Origin of the sequence: Paraburkholderia sp. RCC_158 (assembly GCF_041355255.1) — a bacterium.
Classification (GTDB): Bacteria; Pseudomonadota; Gammaproteobacteria; order Burkholderiales; family Burkholderiaceae; genus Paraburkholderia; species Paraburkholderia graminis.
This window is the reverse complement of the sequence record NZ_JBFUPM010000030.1, coordinates 24,282-45,825: the sequence shown is the minus strand read 5'-3', so window position 1 is coordinate 45,825 and position 21,544 is coordinate 24,282. Positions and strand designations below refer to the sequence as shown.

General features: G+C 63.9%; 19 protein-coding genes. 7 read left to right on the top strand and 12 right to left on the bottom strand.

Annotation, left to right across the window (positions count from 1 at the left end; translation table 11 throughout):
- Positions 1–128: 128 nt before the first annotated feature.
- Entirely contained in the window at positions 129–3,539 is a 3,411-nt protein-coding gene (locus AB6809_RS33025; RefSeq protein ID WP_029971780.1) for an alpha/beta fold hydrolase, read from the top strand.
- A 22-nt stretch (positions 3,540–3,561) separates the two neighbouring features.
- On the opposite strand, the gene AB6809_RS33020 is transcribed toward AB6809_RS33025, so the two are convergent.
- Both AB6809_RS33020 and AB6809_RS33015 read right to left on the bottom strand, forming a co-directional pair.
- A complete protein-coding gene (locus AB6809_RS33020) occupies positions 3,562–4,977 on the bottom strand; it encodes an FAD-binding oxidoreductase (protein WP_029971781.1) in 1,416 nt (471 codons plus the stop codon).
- Between the two features lie 13 nt (positions 4,978–4,990).
- Positions 4,991–5,980: an isopenicillin N synthase family oxygenase gene (locus AB6809_RS33015; RefSeq protein ID WP_029971782.1), complete on the bottom strand. Its 990-nt coding sequence runs from the start codon at positions 5,978–5,980 to the stop codon at positions 4,991–4,993.
- A gap of 281 nt (positions 5,981–6,261) precedes the next feature.
- Here AB6809_RS33015 and AB6809_RS33010 point away from each other — a divergent pair, with 281 nt between their 5' ends.
- From AB6809_RS33010 to hutC (AB6809_RS32990), 5 genes are all read left to right on the top strand, one after another.
- Positions 6,262–7,089 carry a transporter substrate-binding domain-containing protein gene (locus tag AB6809_RS33010; RefSeq protein WP_029971783.1) on the top strand — a complete coding sequence of 276 codons (828 nt, stop codon included), beginning with the start codon at positions 6,262–6,264 and terminating at the stop codon, positions 7,087–7,089.
- A gap of 72 nt (positions 7,090–7,161) precedes the next feature.
- Positions 7,162–7,812 carry an amino acid ABC transporter permease gene (locus tag AB6809_RS33005; RefSeq protein ID WP_029971785.1) on the top strand — a complete coding sequence of 217 codons (651 nt, stop codon included), beginning with the start codon at positions 7,162–7,164 and terminating at the stop codon, positions 7,810–7,812.
- An 18-nt stretch (positions 7,813–7,830) separates the two neighbouring features.
- Positions 7,831–8,493, top strand: coding sequence for an amino acid ABC transporter permease (locus tag AB6809_RS33000; RefSeq protein WP_029971786.1), 663 nt, complete (start codon positions 7,831–7,833; stop codon positions 8,491–8,493).
- Between the two features lie 17 nt (positions 8,494–8,510).
- The gene (locus AB6809_RS32995; protein ID WP_029971787.1) at positions 8,511–9,383 is read left to right on the top strand and encodes an amino acid ABC transporter ATP-binding protein; all 873 of its coding nucleotides are present in this window, start codon (positions 8,511–8,513) and stop codon (positions 9,381–9,383) included.
- A 51-nt stretch (positions 9,384–9,434) separates the two neighbouring features.
- A complete protein-coding gene (gene hutC / locus AB6809_RS32990; protein ID WP_029971788.1) occupies positions 9,435–10,244 on the top strand; it encodes a histidine utilization repressor in 810 nt (269 codons plus the stop codon).
- A 29-nt stretch (positions 10,245–10,273) separates the two neighbouring features.
- Here hutC (AB6809_RS32990) and hutC (AB6809_RS32985) read toward each other — a convergent pair whose 3' ends face one another.
- From hutC (AB6809_RS32985) to AB6809_RS32945, 9 genes are all read right to left on the bottom strand, one after another.
- Entirely contained in the window at positions 10,274–10,957 is a 684-nt protein-coding gene (gene hutC, locus AB6809_RS32985) for a histidine utilization repressor (protein ID WP_029971790.1), read from the bottom strand.
- A gap of 218 nt (positions 10,958–11,175) precedes the next feature.
- Positions 11,176–12,831 (bottom strand): histidine ammonia-lyase, encoded by a 1,656-nt coding sequence (gene hutH / locus AB6809_RS32980; protein WP_029971791.1) that lies wholly within the window; start codon positions 12,829–12,831, stop codon positions 11,176–11,178.
- A 72-nt stretch (positions 12,832–12,903) separates the two neighbouring features.
- Positions 12,904–13,695: an ABC transporter ATP-binding protein gene (locus AB6809_RS32975; protein WP_029971793.1), complete on the bottom strand. Its 792-nt coding sequence runs from the start codon at positions 13,693–13,695 to the stop codon at positions 12,904–12,906.
- 33 nt (positions 13,696–13,728) lie between these two features.
- On the bottom strand, positions 13,729–14,484 hold the full coding sequence (locus AB6809_RS32970) for an ABC transporter permease (RefSeq protein WP_006052366.1): 756 nt from the start codon (positions 14,482–14,484) through the stop codon (positions 13,729–13,731).
- 13 nt (positions 14,485–14,497) lie between these two features.
- Positions 14,498–15,220, bottom strand: a complete 723-nt coding sequence (locus AB6809_RS32965; protein WP_006052367.1) for an ABC transporter permease — start codon at positions 15,218–15,220, stop codon at positions 14,498–14,500.
- A 102-nt stretch (positions 15,221–15,322) separates the two neighbouring features.
- Positions 15,323–16,183, bottom strand: coding sequence for a transporter substrate-binding domain-containing protein (locus AB6809_RS32960; RefSeq protein ID WP_006052368.1), 861 nt, complete (start codon positions 16,181–16,183; stop codon positions 15,323–15,325).
- A 279-nt stretch (positions 16,184–16,462) separates the two neighbouring features.
- The gene (locus AB6809_RS32955; RefSeq protein ID WP_107710433.1) at positions 16,463–17,143 is read right to left on the bottom strand and encodes an isoprenylcysteine carboxylmethyltransferase family protein; all 681 of its coding nucleotides are present in this window, start codon (positions 17,141–17,143) and stop codon (positions 16,463–16,465) included.
- Positions 17,144–17,163: 20 nt separating this feature from the next.
- On the bottom strand, positions 17,164–18,000 hold the full coding sequence (locus AB6809_RS32950) for an arylamine N-acetyltransferase (RefSeq protein WP_029971795.1): 837 nt from the start codon (positions 17,998–18,000) through the stop codon (positions 17,164–17,166).
- Positions 18,001–18,051: 51 nt separating this feature from the next.
- Entirely contained in the window at positions 18,052–18,741 is a 690-nt protein-coding gene (locus AB6809_RS32945) for a hypothetical protein (RefSeq protein ID WP_029971796.1), read from the bottom strand.
- Positions 18,742–18,993: 252 nt separating this feature from the next.
- Between AB6809_RS32945 and AB6809_RS32940 the strand changes: the two genes are divergently transcribed.
- Complete coding sequence (locus AB6809_RS32940) at positions 18,994–20,538, top strand: carbohydrate porin (protein WP_029971799.1); 1,545 nt, start codon at positions 18,994–18,996, stop codon at positions 20,536–20,538.
- An 82-nt stretch (positions 20,539–20,620) separates the two neighbouring features.
- On the opposite strand, the gene AB6809_RS32935 is transcribed toward AB6809_RS32940, so the two are convergent.
- Positions 20,621–21,493, bottom strand: coding sequence for a LysR substrate-binding domain-containing protein (locus tag AB6809_RS32935; RefSeq protein ID WP_029971801.1), 873 nt, complete (start codon positions 21,491–21,493; stop codon positions 20,621–20,623).
- Positions 21,494–21,544: the final 51 nt, after the last annotated feature.

Sequence of the window (21,544 nt, the reverse complement as noted above, 5' to 3'; positions counted from 1 at the left end):
GCATCGCACAGATGCGCCTTTTTTTGTCGGCGCGCACCGCCTACGATAAAAAAGCCGCGGCAGCGCGCCGTCTTTCTTCCGACGCCCGGTTTCCTTCCCTGCACCGATTCCTGACGAGGTGGTCGCGTATGAATCGCTTATCGAGCGCCGTGACGGCGATGAAGTCGCATTACGAAGTGGTCGTGATCGGTTCCGGTTATGGCGGTGCGATCGCGGCGAGCCGCATGGCGCGCGCGGGCCGCAGCGTCTGCGTGCTCGAACGCGGACGCGAATTCATGGCCGGCGAATACCCGCGCACGCCGTTTCAGGGCGCGGAGCAGATCCAGTACAACACGCCGCTCGCGCAGATCGGCTCGCCGCTCGCGCTGCTCGAAGTGCATGTGAACGACGACGTCAACGCGGTGGTCGGCTGCGGGCTCGGCGGCACGTCGCTGATCAACGCGAACGTCGCGCTGAAAATCGATTCGCGCCTGTGGGACGACACACGCTGGCCCGCTGCGCTGCGCGGCGATCAGACCGGACGCGACAAGGGCTATCAACGCGCGTGGGACATGTTGCAACCTGCGCCGGTGCCGAGCCGCTTCCGCGAATTGCCGAAGCTGCTCGCGCTCGCCAAATCCGCCGAGGCGCTCGGCATGGGCGACCGCTTCAGCACGCCGCCGATAACCGTCACCTTCGAGGATCGCACGAACGCGGCCGGCGTCGCGCAAAAAGCCTGCACCGGATGCGGCGACTGCAACTCCGGCTGCAACTACGACGCGAAGAACTCGACGCACATGAATTATCTGCCCGACGCCGTCGCTCACGGCGCGCAGATTTTTACGGGCGCCGCGGTTCATTCGGTTGTGCGCAACGTCGATACGCAGAAGTGGCAGGTCGGCTATCAGCTCGTGCGCTTGGGGCGCGAAAGCTACGACGCGCCGGATCTCTTCGTGAGCGCGGACATCGTGATCGTGTCGGCGGGAACGATCGGCTCGACCGCGTTGCTATTGCGTTCGCGCAATGAAGGCTTGAGCGTGTCGGACATGCTCGGCCGGCACTTCACCGGCAATGGCGACGTGCTCGCGTTCGCGTACAACACCAATGACACGATCAACGGCGTCGGCTGGGGCGCGCATGTGGACCGCGATATTTCGCCGGTCGGTCCGACCATCACGGGCCTAATCGATCATCGCAATACCGCGGACGTCAGGGACGGTTTCGTGATCGAGGAAGGCTCGCTCGCCGGACCCGTGGGCGCCGCGCTCGTCGGCATGCTCGGTGCGGCCGCGCCGCTCGCGGGCGTGGATGTTTCGGGGCCGCGCACCGTGGACCAGCAACTCGAATACGACGCGCGCGTGGTCGAAGGCTTCCTGCACGGTCCGTATCGCGGCGCGCTCAATCACACGCAAAGCTATCTCGTGATGGCACACGACGACGAGAGCGGCCAGATCAGCGTGAACGACAAAGGCCGGCCGCGCATCGCGTGGGAAAACGCCGGCAAGCAGCCGATTTACGAAACCGTCGAGCAGACACTGAAGCAGGCGACGGCGCCGCTCGGCGGCAAATATCTGCGCGATCCGATTTCGAACGACATCTTCGGCAATCGCACCGTGACCGTGCATCCGCTCGGCGGCTGCGGGATGGGCGAGGACGCGGAGCATGGCGTGGTCGATCACCTGGGCCGCGTTTTCAGCGGCACGACCGGCACCGGCGTGCACGACGGCCTCTACGTGATGGACGGCGCAGTCATGCCGATGTCGCTCGGCGTCAATCCGTTGTGGACCATCTCCGCGCTCGCCGAGCGCAATTGCGCGCTGCTTGCGGCGTCGCGCGGCTGGAGCATCGACTACGATTCGAAAGGCACCGCCGACACACCGCCCGCGCAAAAGATCGGCTTGCGCTTTACCGAAACGATGGTCGGCCATTACACGCCGACCGGCGCGAGCAAGGACGCCGCGATCCCGATGGCGTTCACGCTGACCGTCGAATCCGACGACTTGGCGACAATGCTTAGCGATCCGAATCACATGGCAAAAACCGCCGGAACGCTGACCTGCCCCGCCCTTTCCTCGCAGCCGATGACGATCACGGACGGCACCTTCAATCTGTTCGTGGCCGACCCGCAGGACGTGGACGAGCGCAACATGAATTATCGAATGACGCTCAACTCGGCGGAAGGCAAAACGTATTATCTGAGCGGGCAGAAGATCATCACGCGCACGTCGCCGCTCGAACTGTGGGAGCAAACGAACACGCTGTACGCGCAGATTTTCGCCGCGCCCCAAGCCGACGCGCCGGCGATCGGCAGCGCGACGCTCATCATCACACCGGAAAATTTCCTCAAGCAGCAGCGCACGCTCGAAGTCACCAACGCACCCGATCTGAAGACACGTCTCGAATGGACGCTGAAGTTCGGCAAGTTCTTCGCGGGCGTGCTGTTCAGCGAATACGGCGGCGTGGCCGCGCCTTTGCAGTATCACGATCCCGCCGCGGAGCCGCGTATGAAGCGTGCGTTGCGCGCGCCGGCGCCGCAAATGTTCTTCTTCGATACGCCGGACGGTACGCGCTTGCGTCTCACGCGCTATGTCGACCCTGCGCGCAAGAATGCGCGCCCCGTGCTGCTGATTCACGGCTCCGGCGTGTCGAGCCGCATCTATTCGACGGATCTGATCGGCACCAATCTCGTCGAATATCTGTGCGCCGCGAACTACGACGTGTGGCTCGTCGATCTGCGCGTGAGCATCGAAATGCCGAGCGTGCTCGTGCCGACCAACGTCGATAAAGTCGCGCTCGAGGATATTCCCGCGGCCGTCGCAAAGATTCGCGAGGTGACGGGCGCGACCGGCATCCAGGCGCTCGGTCACTGCATGGGCGGCCTCGCGTTGAGCATGTCGCTGATGGCGGGACTCGAAGGCGTGCGTTCAGCGGTGATTTCGCAGGTCGCCGTGCATCCGGTGCCCGGCACGCTCGCCAGAATCAAGGCGGGTTTGCACATTCCGGACATCATGCAGCATCTCGGCGTGACCGATCTGACCGCCTATACGAAGGACAAAAGATGGCCGCACAATCTCTACGACGAAGCGCTGCGGCTCTATCCCGTCGATCATGACGAGGGCTGCGGCAACCCGATCTGCCATCGCGCGACCTTCATGTACGGGCTGCTATACGAGCACGCGCAGGTGAGCGAGACGCTTCATTCGAATCTGCAGGAACTGCTCGGCGTGCATGACGTCGGCGTGTTCAAGCATCTGGCCGCGATGGTGCGCGCCGGCAAGGTCGTCGACGCCGACGGAGACGACGTCTATCTGCGCGGCGCGCGCGGCATGAAGGGGCTTGCGGGCATGCGCATTCCGATCGGTTTCATTCATGGCGACTGCAATGAAACCTATGTGCCGCAAAGCACCGCGCTCACCTATGAGATGTTGGTCAACGCGTTTCCCGAGCAACCTTATGAGCGGCATCTGATTGCGGGCTATGGACACATCGATTGCATCTTCGGCAAGAACGCCGCGCGCGATGTTTATCCGACTATCGCGCGCTATCTGAACGCGCATTGAGTTCGCACTGAGTTCGCGCTCGCTAGAACAGCTTGCCCGGATTCAGGATGCCGTGCGGATCGAGCGCATGCTTGATCGCCCGCATCGCCGCGAGTTCGGCGGGCGAGCGCGAGATCGGCAGGAACTCGCGCTTGAGCAGACCAATGCCGTGTTCCGCCGACACAGAACCGTGCAGCGGCCCGAGCATTTCATAAACGAACGCGTACACCGCGTGATGATCGACGCCGGGAATTGAATGGCCGTCCACGGTGACGTGCAGATTCGAATCGCCGATATGGCCGAAGAAATAGGATTCGTTGCCGGGCCAGCGTTCGTCGAGCGCCGCGCGGCAACGCTCGACAAAGTCGCCGATCACGCTGATCGGCAGGCTCACGTCGAAGTTGATTGCGTCGAGCCGCACGGGAAATTCGGCCGTGCATTCGCGGATCGCCCACAACGCGCGCGCGTCGGCCACCGATTGCGCGATCACCGCGTCGCGGATCGCGCCTTCTTCGAGTGCGCCGGTCAGCGCTTCAGCAAAGCGCTCGCCGTCGTCGCTCGAATCGAAGCTCGCGTGTTCGATCAACGCGTAGAGCGGATACGCGCCGTCGAATGGCGAACGCGTGCCCGTCAGCTTGACGCCAAAATCGTAGAAGTCCGGCCACATGATTTCGAATGCGCCGATGTCGTTGCCAAAGCGCGTCGACAAACGGCGCAGCAGATTCACCGCCGCATCGTAGCCGTCGAGCGCGACGAGCGCCGTATGACGCGCGGCGCGTTGCGGATGAAGCCGCAACACCGCGCGCGTGATCACGCCAAGCGTGCCCTCCGAACCGATGAACCAGTGCTTCAGGTCGTAGCCGGTGTTGTTCTTGACCATCTTGCCGAGCGAACTTAGCACGTCGCCATTGGCGAGCACGACTTCGAGACCGAGCACCTGGTCACGCGCGGTGCCCGACTGAATCACGCGATTGCCGCCGGCATTAGTCGCGAGATTGCCGCCGATCTGACACGAGCCGCGCGCGCCGAGATCGAGCGCGAGTTCGAAGCCCGCTTCGGCAGCGACTTCCTGCGCGCTCTGCAATGTCGTTCCGGCGCGCACGGTCAGCGTGGCCGAAGCCGCATCGACTTCCTCGACGCCGCTCAGCCGTTCCAGCGACAACGCGATGTCCGTCGTGCGTGCAATCGCGCCGCCCGCAAGCCCCGTCATGCCGCCTTGCGGCACCACAGGTTGATGGGCCGCGTGGCAAATGGCGAGCGCGCGCGAGACTTCGTCTGTGGTGCGCGGCAGCAGCAACGCTGCGGGACGCGTCGGATCGTGGCGCGTCCAGTCGGTCATCGCGCGTTCGCCGATCTGTTCGCCGACGCGCACCGCATCGTCGCCGAGCGCGGCACGCAGCACGTCGAGCGTGGCGGCAAGCGGCGCCGTGCAGGGTTGCGGCTGCGTGTCGTGATTCATGTCGTGACGCGCGTTATCGCTTTGTGTCATGCAGCGTTTCCTGGTTTTGCTTCTTCCGATAACCCATCGAATCGTTGATGCGCCCGAGAATGTAATCGCCCGCGGCCACCGGCTGATATTTGACGTCGTCCGCACTCGCGCCCAGTTCGCGCGGATCGACCATCGCGCCGTACGTCGGATCGTAGAACGTCGCGATCGAATAACGCTCGCGTCCCGAAGCATTGATCACGCGATGCAGCGTCGAACGAAAACGGTCGTTGGTCCAGCGCGCGAGCAGATCGCCGACGTTCACCACAAAGCTGCCTTCCACAGGAGGCGCATCGATCCAGGTATCGTTGGCAATTTCACGCACCTGCAATCCGCCCACCTGATCCTGCCATAGCAATGTGATGCAGCCGTAATCGGTATGCGGCGCGACGCCGAATTGATCTTCATCGGACTGTGGCGGCTGCGGCGGATAGTAGACCATTTGCGTGCGCTGCATTCGCTTCGTATAACGCGGCGCAAAAAAATGTTCGTCGACGCCGAGACTCACCGCGACTGCGCGCAGCAGATCGGCGCCGCATGCGCCCACCGCTTCATAGTAGCTGTACAGCGCGGGACGCAACTCGGGCATGAAGTCCGGCCAATTGTTCGGGCCGCGCAGCGCCTGGCCCGCGAGTACATCGGGATCGTCCACGGGCAACTCGAGTCCGATGCTGAAAAACTCCTTGTAATCGGGGCGTTTCGCCTGATACATGGTCGCGTCGCCAAGCGCATTGAAACCGCGATGCCGATGATTGACCGCCGCCCGCCGCTTCGTCTCTACCGGAAATGCGAAGAAGGTTCGCGCGGCCTGCGCGGCGGCGTCGATGGTCGCTTGCGGCACGCCGTGATTGACGATGTAGAAGAAGCCGATGGTCGTGCACGCGTCGCGGATTTCGCGCGCCACGCTTTGCAACGCATGCGGGTCGCCCGCGCGAACGCCGGCAAAGTCGATGAGCGGAATGCGGGTCACAGGCATCGCGTTACTCCGTGAGAAGGTCCGACGATTTGCGGGGGCGCCATAGCCGGGGGTGCCATCGCCGGGGGCGCCTTAGCCATTGCAGTGGTATATACCGCCAAAAGCGCACCCGCAAGTGAACTCGCGGCGCTGCACGTAAGGGCTTTTCTCTACTCGCGCGTTTATTTATTTTGCGCGAAAACTGCGGTATATACTGCCTCGAATGACTTGCGCCGCGCCGATCTTTTGCGGCGCGTTTCGCGTCGCTCGTACGACCCGCGCTGTGCCCACTGGAGAATCTCATGAGCATCCTTGCAGGCTGGAAGTGTCGTCTGGTCATGTTGGCGTTGTGCGCGGCAAGCGTCAGCGCTTATGCGGAAGACCAGCTCGCCAAAGTGAAGAAAGCCGGCGAGCTCGTGGTCGGCACGGAGATGCAGTTCGCGCCTTTCGACTTCCTCGAAAACGGTCAGCAAGCGGGCTTTAACAAGGATCTGTTCGCCGAGGTCGGCAAGGAACTCGGCTTGAAGGTGCGTTTCATCGACCTGCCGTGGCCGAGCGTGTTGCCCGGTCTCGAAGCAGGCAAGTTCGATATGGTCGGCGGTCCGATCACCGTGACGAAGGCGCGCATGGAGCGCTACACGTACACGCTGCCCATCGCGGACGCCACCGACGCGCTGCTCAAACGCGCCAACGATTCGGCGCTCAAGCAATCGTCGGATATTGCGGGTAAAACCGTGGGCGCGGGCAAGGGCTCGGCGCAACTCGACCAGTTGAAGGCGTACGTCGCCACCTTGCCGAAACCGCCTGAAATCCGCGAATACGTCGACAACAATCAGGCTTATGCGGACCTCGCCGCCGGCCGCATTGCGGCGGTCGCGAACTCGATGACCAACATCGCGTATGTGGCGAAGCAGCGCCCCGAAACGTTCGCGGTGGTGCAACCGCCGTTCGGCGCGAAAGTGTACTTCGCATACTGCCTGCGCAAGGACGCGGACAGCAAGCCGCTCGCCGATGCCTTCAACGCGGCACTCGTGAAGATGCACGGCGACGGACGCCTCGCCGCGTTGCAGAAGAAATGGTTCGGCGTGGCGATGGACGCACCGACCACGATGCCGACGCCGAATTATTGACGCGTGCTCGACAGGCGCGTTTAAACGCACATTCACCGCACTATTGACCGCACATCAGCGAGGGCGACGCTCATGTTCAGCACGACCGTCTTCGTTCAGGGCATGCCGCTGTTGTTGCACGCGGCGCTCGCGACCATCGGCGTTTCGTTGACGGGGCTTTTCATCGGCTTCTTCGTCGCGGTCGGCGTGTGCGCGGCGCGGCTGTCGCCGAATCGCGCCGCGCGCCGCTTCGGCGGTGCGTACGTGTTCTTCTTTCGCGGCGTGCCGATGCTCGTGCAACTGCTGCTCGTGTACTACCTGCTGCCGTTCGCGGGCATCAACGTATCGCCGCTCGTGGCCGCGATCAGCGCCGTGTCGTTGTGCTCGGCGTCGTATATCGCTGAAATTCTGCGCGGCGGTTTTCTCAGCATTCCGCCAGGTCATATCGAGGCCGCGCGCATGCTCGGCCTTTCGCCGTTCGACACGCTGCGGCGCATCCTCGTGCCGCAGGCATTCCGGCTGACGTTGCCTTCGCTCGTCAACGAAATGGTGCTGCTGATCAAGGCTTCGTCGCTGATCTCGGTGGTCGGCGTCGCGGAGTTGACGCGCACCGCGCAGAACCTCGCGGCGAGCACCTACAGACCGCTCGAAGCGTACCTCGCCGCCGGCCTCATTTACTTCGTGATCTGCGGCGCGCTCGCACTCGTTGCGCATGCAGCCGAGTATCGGCTGAAGCACGCCTGATCGACCGGAGCCCATGCGATGCAACAGTTCGATCCCACCGTCATCACGCACAATCTTCAGCCGATTGCCGCGGGTCTCGCGACGACGCTCGGCACGTGGGCCGCGGGCGTCGTTATCGGCATGCTGATCGGCTTCGTGATCGCGGTGGTGCAACTCTTTTGCGGACGCTGGGGGCGCGCGCTGTTGCGTGTGTATATCGAGCTATTTCGCGGTACGCCGTTTCTCGTGCAACTGTTTCTGCTGTACTACGGCGGCCCGTCGTTCGGCCTCACGCTCGAACCGATGACAGCCGGCGTGCTCGGACTCGGCCTCTATGGCAGCGCCTATTTTGCCGAAGCGTTCCGCTCGGGATTCGAATCGGTGCCGCCGGGTCATTTGGAGGCCGCCTCGTGTCTCGGCTTGACGCGCATGCAAGCGGTGCTGCGCATCCAGATGCCGCAAATGCTGGTGCTGATCGTGCCCGCGCTTACGAATCTCATCATCGTGTTGAGCAAGGAGACCGCGGTGCTGTCGATCGTCACGGTGCCCGAGCTGACATTCGTGCTGACGGGCATCGGCTCGGCGACCTTTGCTTTCGTCGAAACGCTGCTGATGCTCTGCGTGTGCTATCTCGCGCTCGTCGAACTGACTTCGCGCGCGGGCATGTGGGCCGAAGCCCGCATCGCCCGTTTCATGGCATAAAGGAAACGGACCACATCATGAACGCCATCGCCGACATGCCCTCTTCCGCGTCTACTGTCGCGCAGTCTCAGCGCGGCGCACCGTTGATCGAGGTGCGCGATCTGCGCAAACGCTTCGGCGAAGTCGAAGTGCTGCGCGGTGTCGATCTCGAGATTGCGCGCTCGGAAGTGGTGTGCATCATCGGTCCTTCCGGCTCGGGAAAAAGCACGCTGCTGCGCTGCCTCGCCGCGCTCGAAACCTACGATCACGGGGACGTGCGCATCGAAGGCGAACTGCTCGGCTACAGCGAGCGCAACGGCAAGCGTGTGCGCGCGTCGCAAGCGGACATCAACCGCGTGCGGCGCAACGTCGGCATGGTGTTTCAGCAATTCAATTTATGGCCGCACATGACGGCGCTCGGCAACGTGATGGAAGCGCTTTTGCGAGTGCAGCGCCTGTCGCACAACGAAGCGCGCCGCCGCGCGAATGCGATGCTGGAAACCGTGGGCCTTTCGCACAAAGGCGACGCGTATCCGGCGAAGCTTTCGGGCGGTCAGCAGCAGCGCGTGGCAATCGCACGCGCGCTCGCGATGGAGCCGCACATCATGCTCTTCGACGAGCCCACGTCCGCGCTCGATCCCGAACTGGTCGGCGAGGTACTGCAAGTGATGAAGCAACTCGCGCGCGACGGCATGACGATGGCGGTCGTCACGCACGAAATGGGTTTTGCCGCGCAGGTCGCGGACAAAGTCGTGTTCATCGACGAAGGACGCATCGCCGTGCAGGGCAAACCGCGCGAGGTCTTTCACGACGCAGGGCAACCGCGCTTGCGGCAGTTCCTGCAAAACTACTTCGACCGCAACGCTTTCTGGGCGCGCGGCCCCGACGACGCCGACGCTGAAGCGCTATGAGCGCGCGCACTGCGCCAAGCGCATTGCGCGAACCGTGAAAAGGGGCCGCCGATGTCCGCCATGCTTCGCAGCAAGCGTCACCATGCCGATGAGCGGCCGCTAGCCGACGCGGCTAAAAATGCGCGCGCCGCCGAACATGCGCCGGCTGCGCGCTACGAACAGGTCAAGCATCACATTCGCGGCATCATCGAATCGGGCGCGCGTCAGGCCGGCGAACGCCTGCCTTCCGAACTCGATCTCGTCGCGACGCTCGGCGTGTCGCGCATGACGGTGAATCGCGCGCTGCGCGAACTCGCGCACGAAGGGCTCGTCACGCGCGTATCGGGCGTGGGCACCTTCGTCGCACAAGCGAGGCCGCAATCCACGCTGCTGATGATCGCGCATATCGGCGACGAAATTCGATCACGCGGACACGAATACAGCTACCGTACCGTGCTTTTGCAACGCGAGACCGCATCCGTCGTGGTATCGAATGCGTTAGGCCTCGCGCCCGGCGCTTCGGTGTTTCATGTGATTTGCGTGCATCGCGAGAACGGTCTGCCGGTGCAGTTGGAGGATCGCTACGTGAACCCGATCATCGCGCCGGATTTTCTGCAACAGGATTTCTCGGCGATCAGGCCGTCGGAATATCTATATGAAACGGTGCCCGCGCACGACGTTGAACATATTGTCGACGCCGGGTTGCCCACTCCCGCGGAAGCGGAACTGCTCGACATTCGCGCGGAAGAACCGTGCCTCACGCTCGTGCGCCGCACATGGACGAGCGGCGTGGCCGTCACCTTCGCGCGATTCGTGCACCCGGGATCACGTTACCGGCTCGGCTGCCGCTTCTCGCCGGATACGTCGCAACGGCAAGGCTGACGCGATGCAGCTTATAGCGCCGCTTGCCGCTAGACATTCCCCGCCAGATGAAAACGCGACGCCGGGTGCCACAACTGCACGGAGGTCGCCACATCGTCGCCGACCCACGTACGACGCCACAGCAGCAGACACGGCTCGCCGATCTCCATCGACAGATGACGCCGCACATACGCGTCGGGCTTTTGCGCGTAGATGCGGAATTCCGCGCGCTGAATCGGCGCGAGCCGCACCATGTAGTGATTGGGCGTCTCGACGCTGAAGTCCTGTTGCAGATATTCGGGGAACACCTTCGGATTGACGTAGCGGTCCTCGTACTGGATCGGCTCGCCCTCCTCGCTATGGACGATGCACGAGTGAAACGCCGGGCCGCTCGTAAGGCCGAGCGCTTCGAGCGCGTGCGGATCGTCGCTCGGTTCGAGCGTCAGCACGCGCGCCGCGTGACGATGACCGCGCGCGGCGATTTCGTCGGCGATATTGCGGATTTCCAGCACGGTCGATTCGTACCGCTGCGGCGCGACGAACGTGCCTGAACCTTGCACGCGCGTCAGCACGCGTTCGGCGGTCAGCTCGCGCAGCGCGCGCGACACGGTCATACGCGCGACGCCAAACTCCTTCACCAGTTCGGTTTCCGAAGGGATCAACCCGCCCGGCTTCCAGTCGCCCTCGCTGATGCGCCGGATCACATAACGCTTGATCTGTTCGTAGGCGGGCATCGCTTTCGCCGGGGTCTCCTTGCAAGCGGCGCGCTGAGAAGTGCCGCCGCTATGCGCGCCTGGCTGCGCCGGCTGCCGGCCTTCTTTCTGATTATTCGTGACTGTGTTCACTCCGACCTCGTGAGTGGGTTGGGGGTCGTAGCCGTCGTACCGCTCGTACGTCCGCACGACGTCTCTGGCTCGCCGGCGGGTAAGCCCGCGCGCCAGCGGTTTTTGTGTCAGGCGACGCGCGCTGTGTTCAGTGGGCTGTTTATGTTGTTCGTGCTGTTCGCTGCCGCGGGAAATGTGGCCGCCGCGGCGAGGCTCGCAATCGATGCGCCCGCAACGAACTCCGCGCCCCCACCAGGTGTTATATGGCGCGGCCTCATCTTACCCGGACTCGGCAACGGCGGCGGCGCCTCGCCGGCGATCATGCGGAATGCGACGCTCATGTCGTCGGCGAGAGGACGGTCGTCGCGATACGTCGGCACGATCTGCCGCACGCGTTGCCAGAGCGCTTCCGTATGCGGCGCACGCGGCGCGTCGGTGGCTTGCAGATCGTAGGCTTGCGCGGCGGCCAGCAATTCGATGGCGACGATGCGCCCCGCGTTATCGACGATCTCCAGCGCCTTCAGCGCGGCAGGCGTTGCGTGGCACAGGTGGTCTTCCTGCAAGCCCGACGTGATGCCGCCGTCGAGACTCGCGGGCAACGCAAGGCGCCGGTTCTGCGCGACCAGCGAGGCTGCCGTGTACTGCGCGATCATGAAGCCGGAGCAGGTGCCGCCAGGCTCCGCGAGGAACGCGGGCAAGCCGCTGACGAGCGGATTGATGAGGCGATCGAGCCGCCGTTCCGCCATCGCGGCGACTTGGGCGATGGCGGTGGCGAGGCTGTCCATCGCGAGCGCAATGGATGCACCCACCGCATGCGCCTGCGAATACACGCGCGGCGCTTCGGGCGTGCCGGCGACGATCGGGTTGTCGGTGATCGACGCGAGTTCGCGATTGACCACGTCGGCGGTCGCGGTCAGCACGTCGCGCGCCGCGCCGTGCACGTGAGGAATGGTGCGCATCGAAAGCGGGTCTTGCGTGCGCTGCCCGACCACCGCCGCCAGAATGCCGCTGTCGGCGAGCGCGGTACGCATGCGTTCGCCTACCAGGTTGAGCCCCGGCGACACGCGCAACGCAAGCGAGTCTTCGTCGAATGCAACGAGCTGGCCGCGCAGATTCTCGAAGCTCATGGCCGCGACTACATCGGTCCAATCGAGCAGCCGCACCGCGCGTGCGAGCGCCAGCGCCGCCAGCCCCGTCACGCAAGGCGTACCGTTGACGAGGCTAAGCCCCTCTTTCGCTTCGAGCACGAGCGGCTCGCGGCCGAGCAGACGCAGTGCGTCGCGGCCCGTCAGACGCTCGCCGCGATAGCGCACATGACCCTCGCCGATGCACACGAGCGCGATATGCGCCATATGACTCAGATAACCGACCGAGCCGAACGCGGGCACTTCGGGCAAGCAATCGGCGTTGAGCAAGGCCACGAGTTGATCGGCCACTTCAAGGCGAATGCCCGAGTGTCCATGCGCGAAGTTGTTGACCGCGGCGGCCATGATCGCGCGCGTTTCAGCCACGCCGAGCGGCGCGCCGACGCCGACCGCGTGGCTCATCAGAATGTTGCGCGACAGCGTGCGCTGTTCGCTTGGCGACACGATCACGTCGCACAGCGCGCCGACTCCGGTGTTCACGCCATACGCGCGAATGCCGCGCTCGACGATCTGCTCGACGAGCATGCGCGCCGCCGCGATGCGCGCGCGGGCGTCGGCGGAAAGTTCGAGCGGTTCGCCGGCGGCGACCGCCGCCACCTGGGTCCAGTCGAGAGGACGATCGGAACGGATCACGGCCATGATGTTGCCTTGCGCGATAACTTACGTGTGTGATGCGGATGCCGATACAGCGACGTGCCGACGATGCGCCGCTCAGTTCGTCGTGCGGTCGTGGTGACTCGACACGAATTGCCGGAAGCGCTCGGACTTGCAGTCGACGAATACTTCGTCGGGCGCACCGTCCGCTTCCACTTGCCCTTGATGCAGGAACATCACGCGGTTCGACACGTGACGCGCAAAACCCATTTCATGCGTGACGACCAGCATGGTGCGGCCTTCCTCGGCAAGCGAGCGCATCACGCGCAACACTTCGCCGACGAGTTCGGGATCGAGCGCTGAAGTCGGTTCGTCGAACAGCATGACCTTCGGATGCATCGCGAGCGCGCGCGCAATTGCGACGCGTTGTTGCTGGCCGCCCGACAGATGCGCCGGATAGTGGCCGCGCTTTTCCGCGAGACCGACTTTCGCAAGCAGCGCCTCGGCTTCTTCGACGGATTCCGCACGGCTCCGTTTGAGTACGCGCATTGGTCCTTCGATCAGGTTTTCGAGCACCGTCATATGCGACCAGAGATTGAAGTTCTGGAACACCATGCCGAGTTGCGAGCGCACGCGATCCACCTGGCGGCGGTCGCTCGGTTGCAGCTTGCCGTCGCCGCGGCGTTTCATTTTCAGTTCTTCGCCGGCGAGCGCGACTGAGCCGTCGTCCGGTGTTTCGAGCAGGTTCAGGCAGCGCAGAAACGTGCTTTTGCCCGAGCCGCTCGCGCCGAGAATCGAAATCACGTCGCCTTGATGGGCGTCGAGCGAAATGCCTTTGAGCACATGATGATCGCCGAACGATTTATGAATGTTCTTGACCGACAGTGCAACGGGTGCCGTAGCGTTCATGGAATTCTCCAGGTTCATCCGGAATGGCGGCGCTTAAGGCGCGGCGCGGCGTGCTTCAGTCGTGGCAGACACCGGGCGGCTCGGCGCGGCAGACTTCGGCGCCGCGCGCAGATGCCGCGACAGACGCGTCTCAAGCATGCTGAGCGCGCGCACGATGACGAAATTCAGGAACAGATAGATCAGCGCGGCGCAGATGAACACTTCCGTCGTGCGATACGTTTGCTGAATGATCTGCTGCGCGACGCCCGTCACTTCCCACACGGTGACGAGGCTCGCGAGAGCGGTCGATTTGACGAGCAGCACCGCTTCCGTCGAATACGCCGGCAAACACTGGCGTAATGCAATCGGGCCGATCACGCGGCGCAGCAGTGCGAAACCCGACAGGCCAATCGAATAACCCGCTTCGATCTGCCCGACGGGGACGGCCATCAGGCCGCCGCGAATGATCTCGGCGGTATAGCCCGCCGTGCACAGCGCAAGCGACAACACCGCGCACATATACGGCTCGCGCAGCACCGGCCACAGAAAGCTCTCGCGAATTACGCCGAACTGACCCATGCCGTAGTACACGAGGAACATCTGGATCAGGAGCGGCGAGCCGCGGAACACGAGAATATAAGCGCGTGCAAAACGATTCGGCAGCCAGTGCGGCGACACGCGCATCGTGACGATCACGAGCGAGAGCAGTCCGCCGAGAACCAGCGAGCAGAAGAAAAGCCCGAGCGTGGTCGGCACGGCCGCGAGCAATTGCCGGATCGTGTCGAGCAGGAAGTCGAAGTCGAAATTCATGATGCGGCCGCCGTCAGTTGCGCGCGAAGTTGCGCTTGAAGGACCGGCCCACGCGCGCCTCGGCGCGGTTGAAGACCCGGTTCGAGATGCTGGTCATCAGCAGATACAGCGCGCCGCCCACCACGAAGAACGTGAAGTATTGATGCGTGGAGCCGGCCGCCACCTGACTCGTGCGCAGCAGTTCGGCGAGACCCGTCACCGAGATCAGCGCGGAGTCCTTCAGGCTCAGTTGCCACACATTGCCGATGCCCGGCAACGCGAAACGCAGCACTTGCGGAATGAGGATGCGGCGCGCCATGGTCAGCGTCGGCATGCCGATGGAACGCGCCGCTTCGAGTTCGCCGCGCGACACCGCGAGCACCGCCGAGCGATACACCTCGGCCTGGTACGCGCCGGAAATCATGCCGACAGCAAGCGCGCCGATCACAAACGGCGGCACGCCGACAAAGCCTTCCGCGCCGAACCACTGGCCGACCGTGGTCACGAGCGTCGAGCCGCCGAAATAGAACAGATAGATGACGAGCAGTTCGGGCACGCCGCGAAACACCGTCGTATAGGTTTCGCCGATCACGCGCAACACGCGCAGACGCGACAGCTTGGCCGCCGCGATCAACGCACCGAACACGGCGCCGACCGCGAGCGCGGCCAGCGTGAGCGCGACGGTCATCAACGCCGCGAGCAGCAATACGCCGCCCCAGCCTTCCGGCCCGAAGCCGAGCATCTGTATCAGAGCCATTGCCTACCTCTCATTCATGACGGCCGATGCAACAGCCGCACGAAACAGCCGCACGCACGAGCTCGCGCCCGCACGTGCCGCATTCGTTCGACGCCTCGTGAATCAGGGCGTCACGTCGGTCTTGAACCACTTGGCGGAGAGCTTCTTGACCGTGCCGTCGGCGAGCGCCGCGCTGATCGCGGTGTCGAATTTCGCCTTCAGGTCGGCGTCCTGCTTGCGGAACGCGAGGCCTTCGCCCGGGCCCCAGATCGGGCCGCCGATCTTCGGACCGGCCATCGAAATCGACGCGGTTTCTTTCTTGTCGACGTTCGCCGCGTAATACGTGACGTCGTCGAACGATGCGTCGATGCGGCCGTTCGCCAGATCGAGATCGCGCTCCGGCGAGGTCTTGTACACGCGGATCGTGGCGATGTCCTTGAAGCCCTCGTTGATGAACTTCGTGTAGACGGTGCCGGACTGGATGCCGATCGTCTTGCCCTTCAACTGCTTGCGCAGCGCGTCGACAGTCGGCTGATCGGCTTTAGCATCGCCCGAGAGTTTGACGACGGCGGCGCCAGGCGGGGCCTTTGGCAGCACTTTGGTATCAGCGACGGCGAAGGTTGCGGGCGTGGCCGCATACGGCTTCGAGAACGCGATGATCTTTTCGCGCTCCGGCGTGATCGAGATGGCGTCCATCAGCACGTCGAACTTGCCTGCTTGCAGGCCCGGAATCATGCCGTCCCAATCTTGCGCGACCAGGTTGCATTGCAGCTTGATGCGCTCGCAAAGATTGGCGACGAGTTCCGGTTCGAAGCCGCCGAGCTTGCCGCCGGGCAACGTCAGGTTCCACGGTGCGTAGCCGCCTTCGAGCGCGATCGTCACCGTCTTCCAGTCTTTGGCCTGCGCCGGTGCCGCGAAAATTGCCGCGGCGCCGAACACGGCGCCGATCAATGCTTTTGCTGCCGTCGTGCGTTTCACTTTCACGTCGAAACTCCTTGATAGGGGGAACCGTCGAGCCGAATGTTTACTGCCGCTGAATTTGTATAGACAAGTCTGCACGAGTCAAAAAGCAGTCGCAAGGGGATTCATGCGAAATCGCGCGAATCATCGGGTAAGCCCCTAGGCGCCCTGACAGGACGGGGCTTCTACGGACATGATCGAAGAACGGCGAGCGCGCGGCGAGATTAATTCATGCTCGCGTGTGGTGCGTTTTGTCTAGACAGGTTCATGCGTGCGCCGCAAATGTGCGGCGGCTTTGCGCGTCTACCAGATGAGAGGAACGAAGCGAAAACGCACGCGCGTCATGTACTCCGTATAGCCGTCGAGTTGTTCGGCGAGCACACGCTCTTCGCGCACCGCGCGCCAGCCGAGCCCGATCGTCATGAGCGGAACGAACGCGAGACCCCACCATGAGCCGAGCAGCAACGGCGTGCCGACGAACAACAGCAGCGCCGCCGAATACATCGGATGACGCACGCGCGCATAGGGACCGCTGTCGATCACCTTGTGACCGCGGCTCGACTGGATCTTCACGACGGGCGCCGCATAGCTGTTCGCTTCGAACACGAAGCGGCACATGAAAATGCAAAGCGCCACGCAAAGCGAGCCGAGGCTCACCAGCGCGACGGGCAGCGGCGCGGACCAGTGAAAGCGCATCGCGTCGAGTCCTATCACGATCAGCCAGCCGCACCACACGCACGCCACGCCGATCATGAAGAGCCGGTCCCAGCGGCTTTGCTGTTGCTGCACGAACGGCGCGAGGCGCTCGGCGAGCAGGCCGGGATCATGGCCTGCGAGCCACACGCCGATCCACAAGCTCAATACGCCGAGTTCGATCAGATACCACCACGCCGCCGGCCACGCGAGCGTGCCGGCCGCGCCAAACAGCAGCACGCCCATGCCCGCGAGCCACAGCACGGTCTGGACGACGAGGCGCGCAATCATGGCATGGCCTTGTGCCGCGCTCACGCCGAATCGGCCCGAGTGCGCACGCGCTCGAAAATATCTGCGATGTCGATGTCGCCGACATTCAGACCGAAGCGCTCGCGCAAACAGGCCGCGAGTTCGTCCGCGCTCGCAAGGCGCTGGTCGCCGATCAGGCTGCCGTCTGCCGCGCGTTCGTTCACCTGGTCGTTGAGCAGCGTGAGCCGCGTCCCGGACAACACGCGGCATACGATCAGATTGCTCGCGAAGATCGCTTCCGGCGACGTCGACGTGTACCAGTTCGAGGTTTCGTAATCGATCCACTCGACCGGATGCAAGTCGAAGCGATACGCGCGCGACCAGCTTTCATCGCGTGCCTGCACTTCGAGGTAGAGCGCGTCGCGCGACGCGTCCGCGAGCCGGAAGATGCCGAGGTCCGTGCGCTGCGCGAGACCCGGAGACAGCCGCAGCGGCGACGTCAGCGTGACGCTGCCGAGACCCACGTCCGCGATCCATGCTTCGTTATCCAGATCGATACGCAGCACCATGTGCGTGCGCGGCGTCACCGCGTCGGGCTCGCGGCCCCACAGCACGCGCCCTATCAGCGGCGTCACGCGAAAGCCCAGCTCCTGCAGCACATTCGCGAGCAGCGTGTTCTGTTCGAAGCAATAGCCGCCGCGATGATCGTCGACGAGTTTTGTTTCGACGGATTCGAGGTCGAGCTTCACCGCGCGGCGCGTGAGCGGATTCAGGTTTTCAAACGGAATGGCCCGTGGATGCAGACGGTGAATGGCCTGCAGCACCTCGAGCGTCGGCGCGCGCGGGCCCGCATAGCCGATGCGCGCGAAGTAGTTGTCGAGATTCAATGTGTGTGACATTGGTGATCCGTTCGTGGCTTATGGGGTGTTACTGCGCGCCTCACTGCGCGCTCATTGCCCGCCGAGCGCCGACCTCGCGATCGACGGCACGCTGATTCCCTGGCTCGACGCAAACTGTACCGCGGAACTGAGCGTGGACATCAGCGATTGCAATTGCCCCGGCGCCGACTGCGCGATATACGACGCGCTTTGCATCGTCTGCGGATTCATCCCGGCCTGCAACAGCGACGAAGGGTTCATCTGCCCGATGCTGCCGAGCCCCGACTGCATGCTCGAATACTGGGTCACGCCTTTGGCGAGCGACGATAACCCGTCGGTGAACGCCTGCTTGTTCACCGGCGTTTGCGATGCGCCGCTCGCACCGCCTGCGCGGCTCGCGAAAGCCTGCGTGAGCGTTTGCGACAGCGACTGCTGCGTGCTGCCGACCTGCGTCAACTGACTGACCGACGGCGTGCCACCACTGCTTAGCAAGCCGGCTGCCTGCTGCGCCTGGCCGGCCGCGCCGCTCAGACCCATCGCGGACGCAAGCGTGGACTGTCCGCTCAGCACTTGCTGGTTCGCGCCCACGTAGGTCTGCAACAACTGCGAGAGCCCGCCGGGAGATGCGGCGGCGCCGGCATCCGCGGAGCTGTCTCCGCCGCCAATGCCGAACTGCTTCAGATTCAGTTGTGCGTTCGCGGCGCCGCTTGCGAAAAGGCCAGCACTCGCCAGCAACGAAATCAGGAGGGTGCGCTTCTTCATCATGTAAGTCCTTGTAAGTGGGCTGCGGAAATCTCGTGCGGTTCGACAAACGCTGTCTCCGCGCGTTCGCGCGAATTCATCAATTTGTCAGCTTGCCGTGCGTCGGCCCGTCTCGTTGACGCCCCCAGGCTGCGTCGGTACGATCACGCCCATTCTGCAAGTCGCGCGAACCGATGCGTCGACGCACGCGTTAAACAGCCATTTAACCGCGCAAAAACACCCGGCAGTCGATAACAACATTAAAGGCTTTCGATGAAGCTCGCATCCTCCCTTCGACGCGTTGCGCTGCTGCGTGCAGGCCGTGAGTTCGCACGGTCGAGCGGCGCGGCCGGCCGGCGCCCGCGCCTTTTTTCGCTGCGCCATGCGGCGTTGTATGTGGCGCTCGCGTGGGCTTCCGTTTGCGGCGCGGCAGTGGCGCAAACCAGTTCCGACGCCACGCGCGACGCAAGCGAAGCGAGCGGCGCGGATGCGAACAAAACGCCGGCCAACGAGACCGGTCTCTGGAACCGCGATCAGCTATTCGGCGACATGGGCGGCTTGCGCCCGTGGCTCGGCCAATACGGCGTGACGTTCGCGCTCACGGAAACGAGCGAACTGCTCGGCAACCTGCGCGGCGGACTGGCGCGCGGCGTCGCGTACGACGGCCTGACGACCGCGACCTTGCAACTCGACACCGAAAAAGCCTTCGGTCTGCCAGGCGGCCAGTTCAACGTCAGCGCATTGCAGATTCACGGCCGCAATCTCAGCACCGACAAGCTGGGCACTTTGAACACCGCGAGCGGCATCGAAGCGGATGCCAGCACGCGCCTGTGGGAGCTGTGGTATCAGCAGTCGTTCCTGAACAAACGCGTCGACGTGAAAATCGGTCAGCAGAGTATCGATCAGGAATTCATCTCCAGCACGTACTCGGCGCTATTCATCAACACGATGTTCGGGTGGCCCGCACTGCCCTCGTACGACATGCCGTCCGGCGGCCCCGCGTATCCGCTCGCGGCGCTCGGCGCGCGCGTGCGCGGACAGATCACGCCTTCGTTGACGGCGCTCGCCGGTGTGTTCGACGGCGATCCGCTCGGTAACAACCCGAATAACCGCAGCGGCACGAACTTCAATCTGCATAACGGGACGTTGTTCATCGGCGAGCTGCAGTATGCGATCAATCAACCGGCCGATAGCGACGCGGCTGCGGCGCCAGGCGCAGCGCCAGGCGCAACCCGAGGCGGTCTGCCGGGCACCTACAAGATCGGGCTCTGGTACAACAACGGCCCCTTCGCGGACCCGCGCTACGATAACAACGGTGTGTCACTCGCGAGTCCTGTGTCCACCGGCGTTGCGGCGAACCATCGCGGCGATTACAGCTTCTATGCGGTGGCCGACCAGACCATCTGGCGGCCTAATCCCGGCGAGGCACGCAGCCTCGGCGTATTCGCGCGCGTCATGGGCGCGCCGGGCGACCGCAACCTCGTGAGCCTCGCGGCGAATCTCGGCGTCGTGCTGAAAGCGCCGTTCGCGGGCCGCGACAACGATAGCGCGGGCCTTGCGCTGACGTATATCAAGATCGGCAGCCACACGCGCGGAATCGATCAGGATAACCTGGCATTTAGCGGCGGCCCGTACGGCGTGCGCACCAGCGAAACCGCGCTCGAAGCGACCTACCAGTATCAGATCGCTCCCTGGTGGATGCTGCAGGCGGATGCGCAATACACGTTCAACGCGGGCGCCGGGCAAAATCCGAACGATCCGACGAAGCCGCTGCGCAACACGTTCGTCGTGGGTGTGCGGACGAATATCGCGTTCTGATGTTTTTGATGTTGCCCGCGCCGCCGTTGTCCGCGCCGCCGCGCGCGAACGGCGCTGCGCCGTGTCACGAAGCCGCCGCCGCTTACGCGCGCGGCTGTGCGCGCAGCGACAGATCCTGCACCATCTGCGCCGCCAGATAATCGCAAGTCGGCCGGTCCGACTTCGCGCTGCGCGCCACCACGATTTCGAGCGGCTCGATGTGCGGCAAGCCTTGCGCTTCGCCGAGAATGGCGAGCCGCGACGGCACGCTGCAGCGCGTCAGCGCAACCACCGACAAACCCGCGTCCACGGTGGCGACCAGGCCCATCAGGCTCGCGCTGCTGAAGGCCGCGCGGTAGCGAATCCGCGCGCCGTCGAGCGCGGCCAGCGTATGCTGACGCGCCACGCAGCCTGGCTCGTATAAGCCGACCGGCAATGGCGACGCCGCCAGCACCGGCGTATCGACGGAAGCGCCCACCCAGACCATCGGCTCGCTGCGCACGAATTCGCCGCGCAGCTTGCGGTCGCGCGTGACGAAGGCAAGGTCGATCTTGTTGTCCGCCAGCATCGGCGCGAGCGACGTGCTCTGCGCGCAGACAATTTCGATTTCGACGTGCGGGTACAGGTTCGAAAAGCGCCGCAATACCGGCGACAGCAGCGACGACACGTAATCGTCCGGCGCACCGAGCACCACGCGCCCGGTCACCTCGGGCCGCACGATCGCGGACCACGCTTCTTCATGCAACGCGAGCACGCGCCTCGCATATTCGAGCAGCGTATTGCCGGGCCGCGTCAGCGAAAGATTGCGCGTGTTGCGCGCGAAAAGCGTCGTGCCGAGCATGGTTTCGAGCCGCTTGATCTGCATGCTGACGGCGGCCTGCGAGCGATGCACGGTTGCCGATGCCTTCGTGAAGCTGCCCGTATCCACGACTGCAACGAAGGTGCGCAGCAGATCGACGTCAAATTCCGGGTGCATGATTTATCAATGGCGCTTATGGAATTTCTCAATTTAATTCGTTTGTGCGTG

What these genes read in the sequence shown, in the direction of transcription:
- hutC (WP_029971790.1), bottom strand. Translation starts at nt 10,957, where the DNA reads ATGCCCGCCTACGAACAGATCAAGCGTTATGTGATCCGGCGCATCAGC.
- AB6809_RS32970 (WP_006052366.1), bottom strand. Translation starts at nt 14,484, where the DNA reads ATGAATTTCGACTTCGACTTCCTGCTCGACACGATCCGGCAATTGCTC.
- AB6809_RS32935 (WP_029971801.1), bottom strand. Translation starts at nt 21,493, where the DNA reads ATGCACCCGGAATTTGACGTCGATCTGCTGCGCACCTTCGTTGCAGTC.
- AB6809_RS32950 (WP_029971795.1), bottom strand. Translation starts at nt 18,000, where the DNA reads ATGTCACACACATTGAATCTCGACAACTACTTCGCGCGCATCGGCTAT.
- AB6809_RS33010 (WP_029971783.1), top strand. Translation starts at nt 6,262, where the DNA reads ATGAGCATCCTTGCAGGCTGGAAGTGTCGTCTGGTCATGTTGGCGTTG.
- hutH (WP_029971791.1), bottom strand. Translation starts at nt 12,831, where the DNA reads ATGGCCGTGATCCGTTCCGATCGTCCTCTCGACTGGACCCAGGTGGCG.
- AB6809_RS33005 (WP_029971785.1), top strand. Translation starts at nt 7,162, where the DNA reads ATGTTCAGCACGACCGTCTTCGTTCAGGGCATGCCGCTGTTGTTGCAC.
- AB6809_RS32995 (WP_029971787.1), top strand. Translation starts at nt 8,511, where the DNA reads ATGAACGCCATCGCCGACATGCCCTCTTCCGCGTCTACTGTCGCGCAG.
- AB6809_RS32975 (WP_029971793.1), bottom strand. Translation starts at nt 13,695, where the DNA reads ATGAACGCTACGGCACCCGTTGCACTGTCGGTCAAGAACATTCATAAA.
- AB6809_RS32965 (WP_006052367.1), bottom strand. Translation starts at nt 15,220, where the DNA reads ATGGCTCTGATACAGATGCTCGGCTTCGGGCCGGAAGGCTGGGGCGGC.
- AB6809_RS33020 (WP_029971781.1), bottom strand. Translation starts at nt 4,977, where the DNA reads ATGAATCACGACACGCAGCCGCAACCCTGCACGGCGCCGCTTGCCGCC.
- hutC (WP_029971788.1), top strand. Translation starts at nt 9,435, where the DNA reads ATGTCCGCCATGCTTCGCAGCAAGCGTCACCATGCCGATGAGCGGCCG.
- AB6809_RS33000 (WP_029971786.1), top strand. Translation starts at nt 7,831, where the DNA reads ATGCAACAGTTCGATCCCACCGTCATCACGCACAATCTTCAGCCGATT.
- AB6809_RS32940 (WP_029971799.1), top strand. Translation starts at nt 18,994, where the DNA reads ATGAAGCTCGCATCCTCCCTTCGACGCGTTGCGCTGCTGCGTGCAGGC.
- AB6809_RS33015 (WP_029971782.1), bottom strand. Translation starts at nt 5,980, where the DNA reads ATGCCTGTGACCCGCATTCCGCTCATCGACTTTGCCGGCGTTCGCGCG.
- AB6809_RS32955 (WP_107710433.1), bottom strand. Translation starts at nt 17,143, where the DNA reads ATGATTGCGCGCCTCGTCGTCCAGACCGTGCTGTGGCTCGCGGGCATG.
- AB6809_RS33025 (WP_029971780.1), top strand. Translation starts at nt 129, where the DNA reads ATGAATCGCTTATCGAGCGCCGTGACGGCGATGAAGTCGCATTACGAA.
- AB6809_RS32945 (WP_029971796.1), bottom strand. Translation starts at nt 18,741, where the DNA reads ATGAAGAAGCGCACCCTCCTGATTTCGTTGCTGGCGAGTGCTGGCCTT.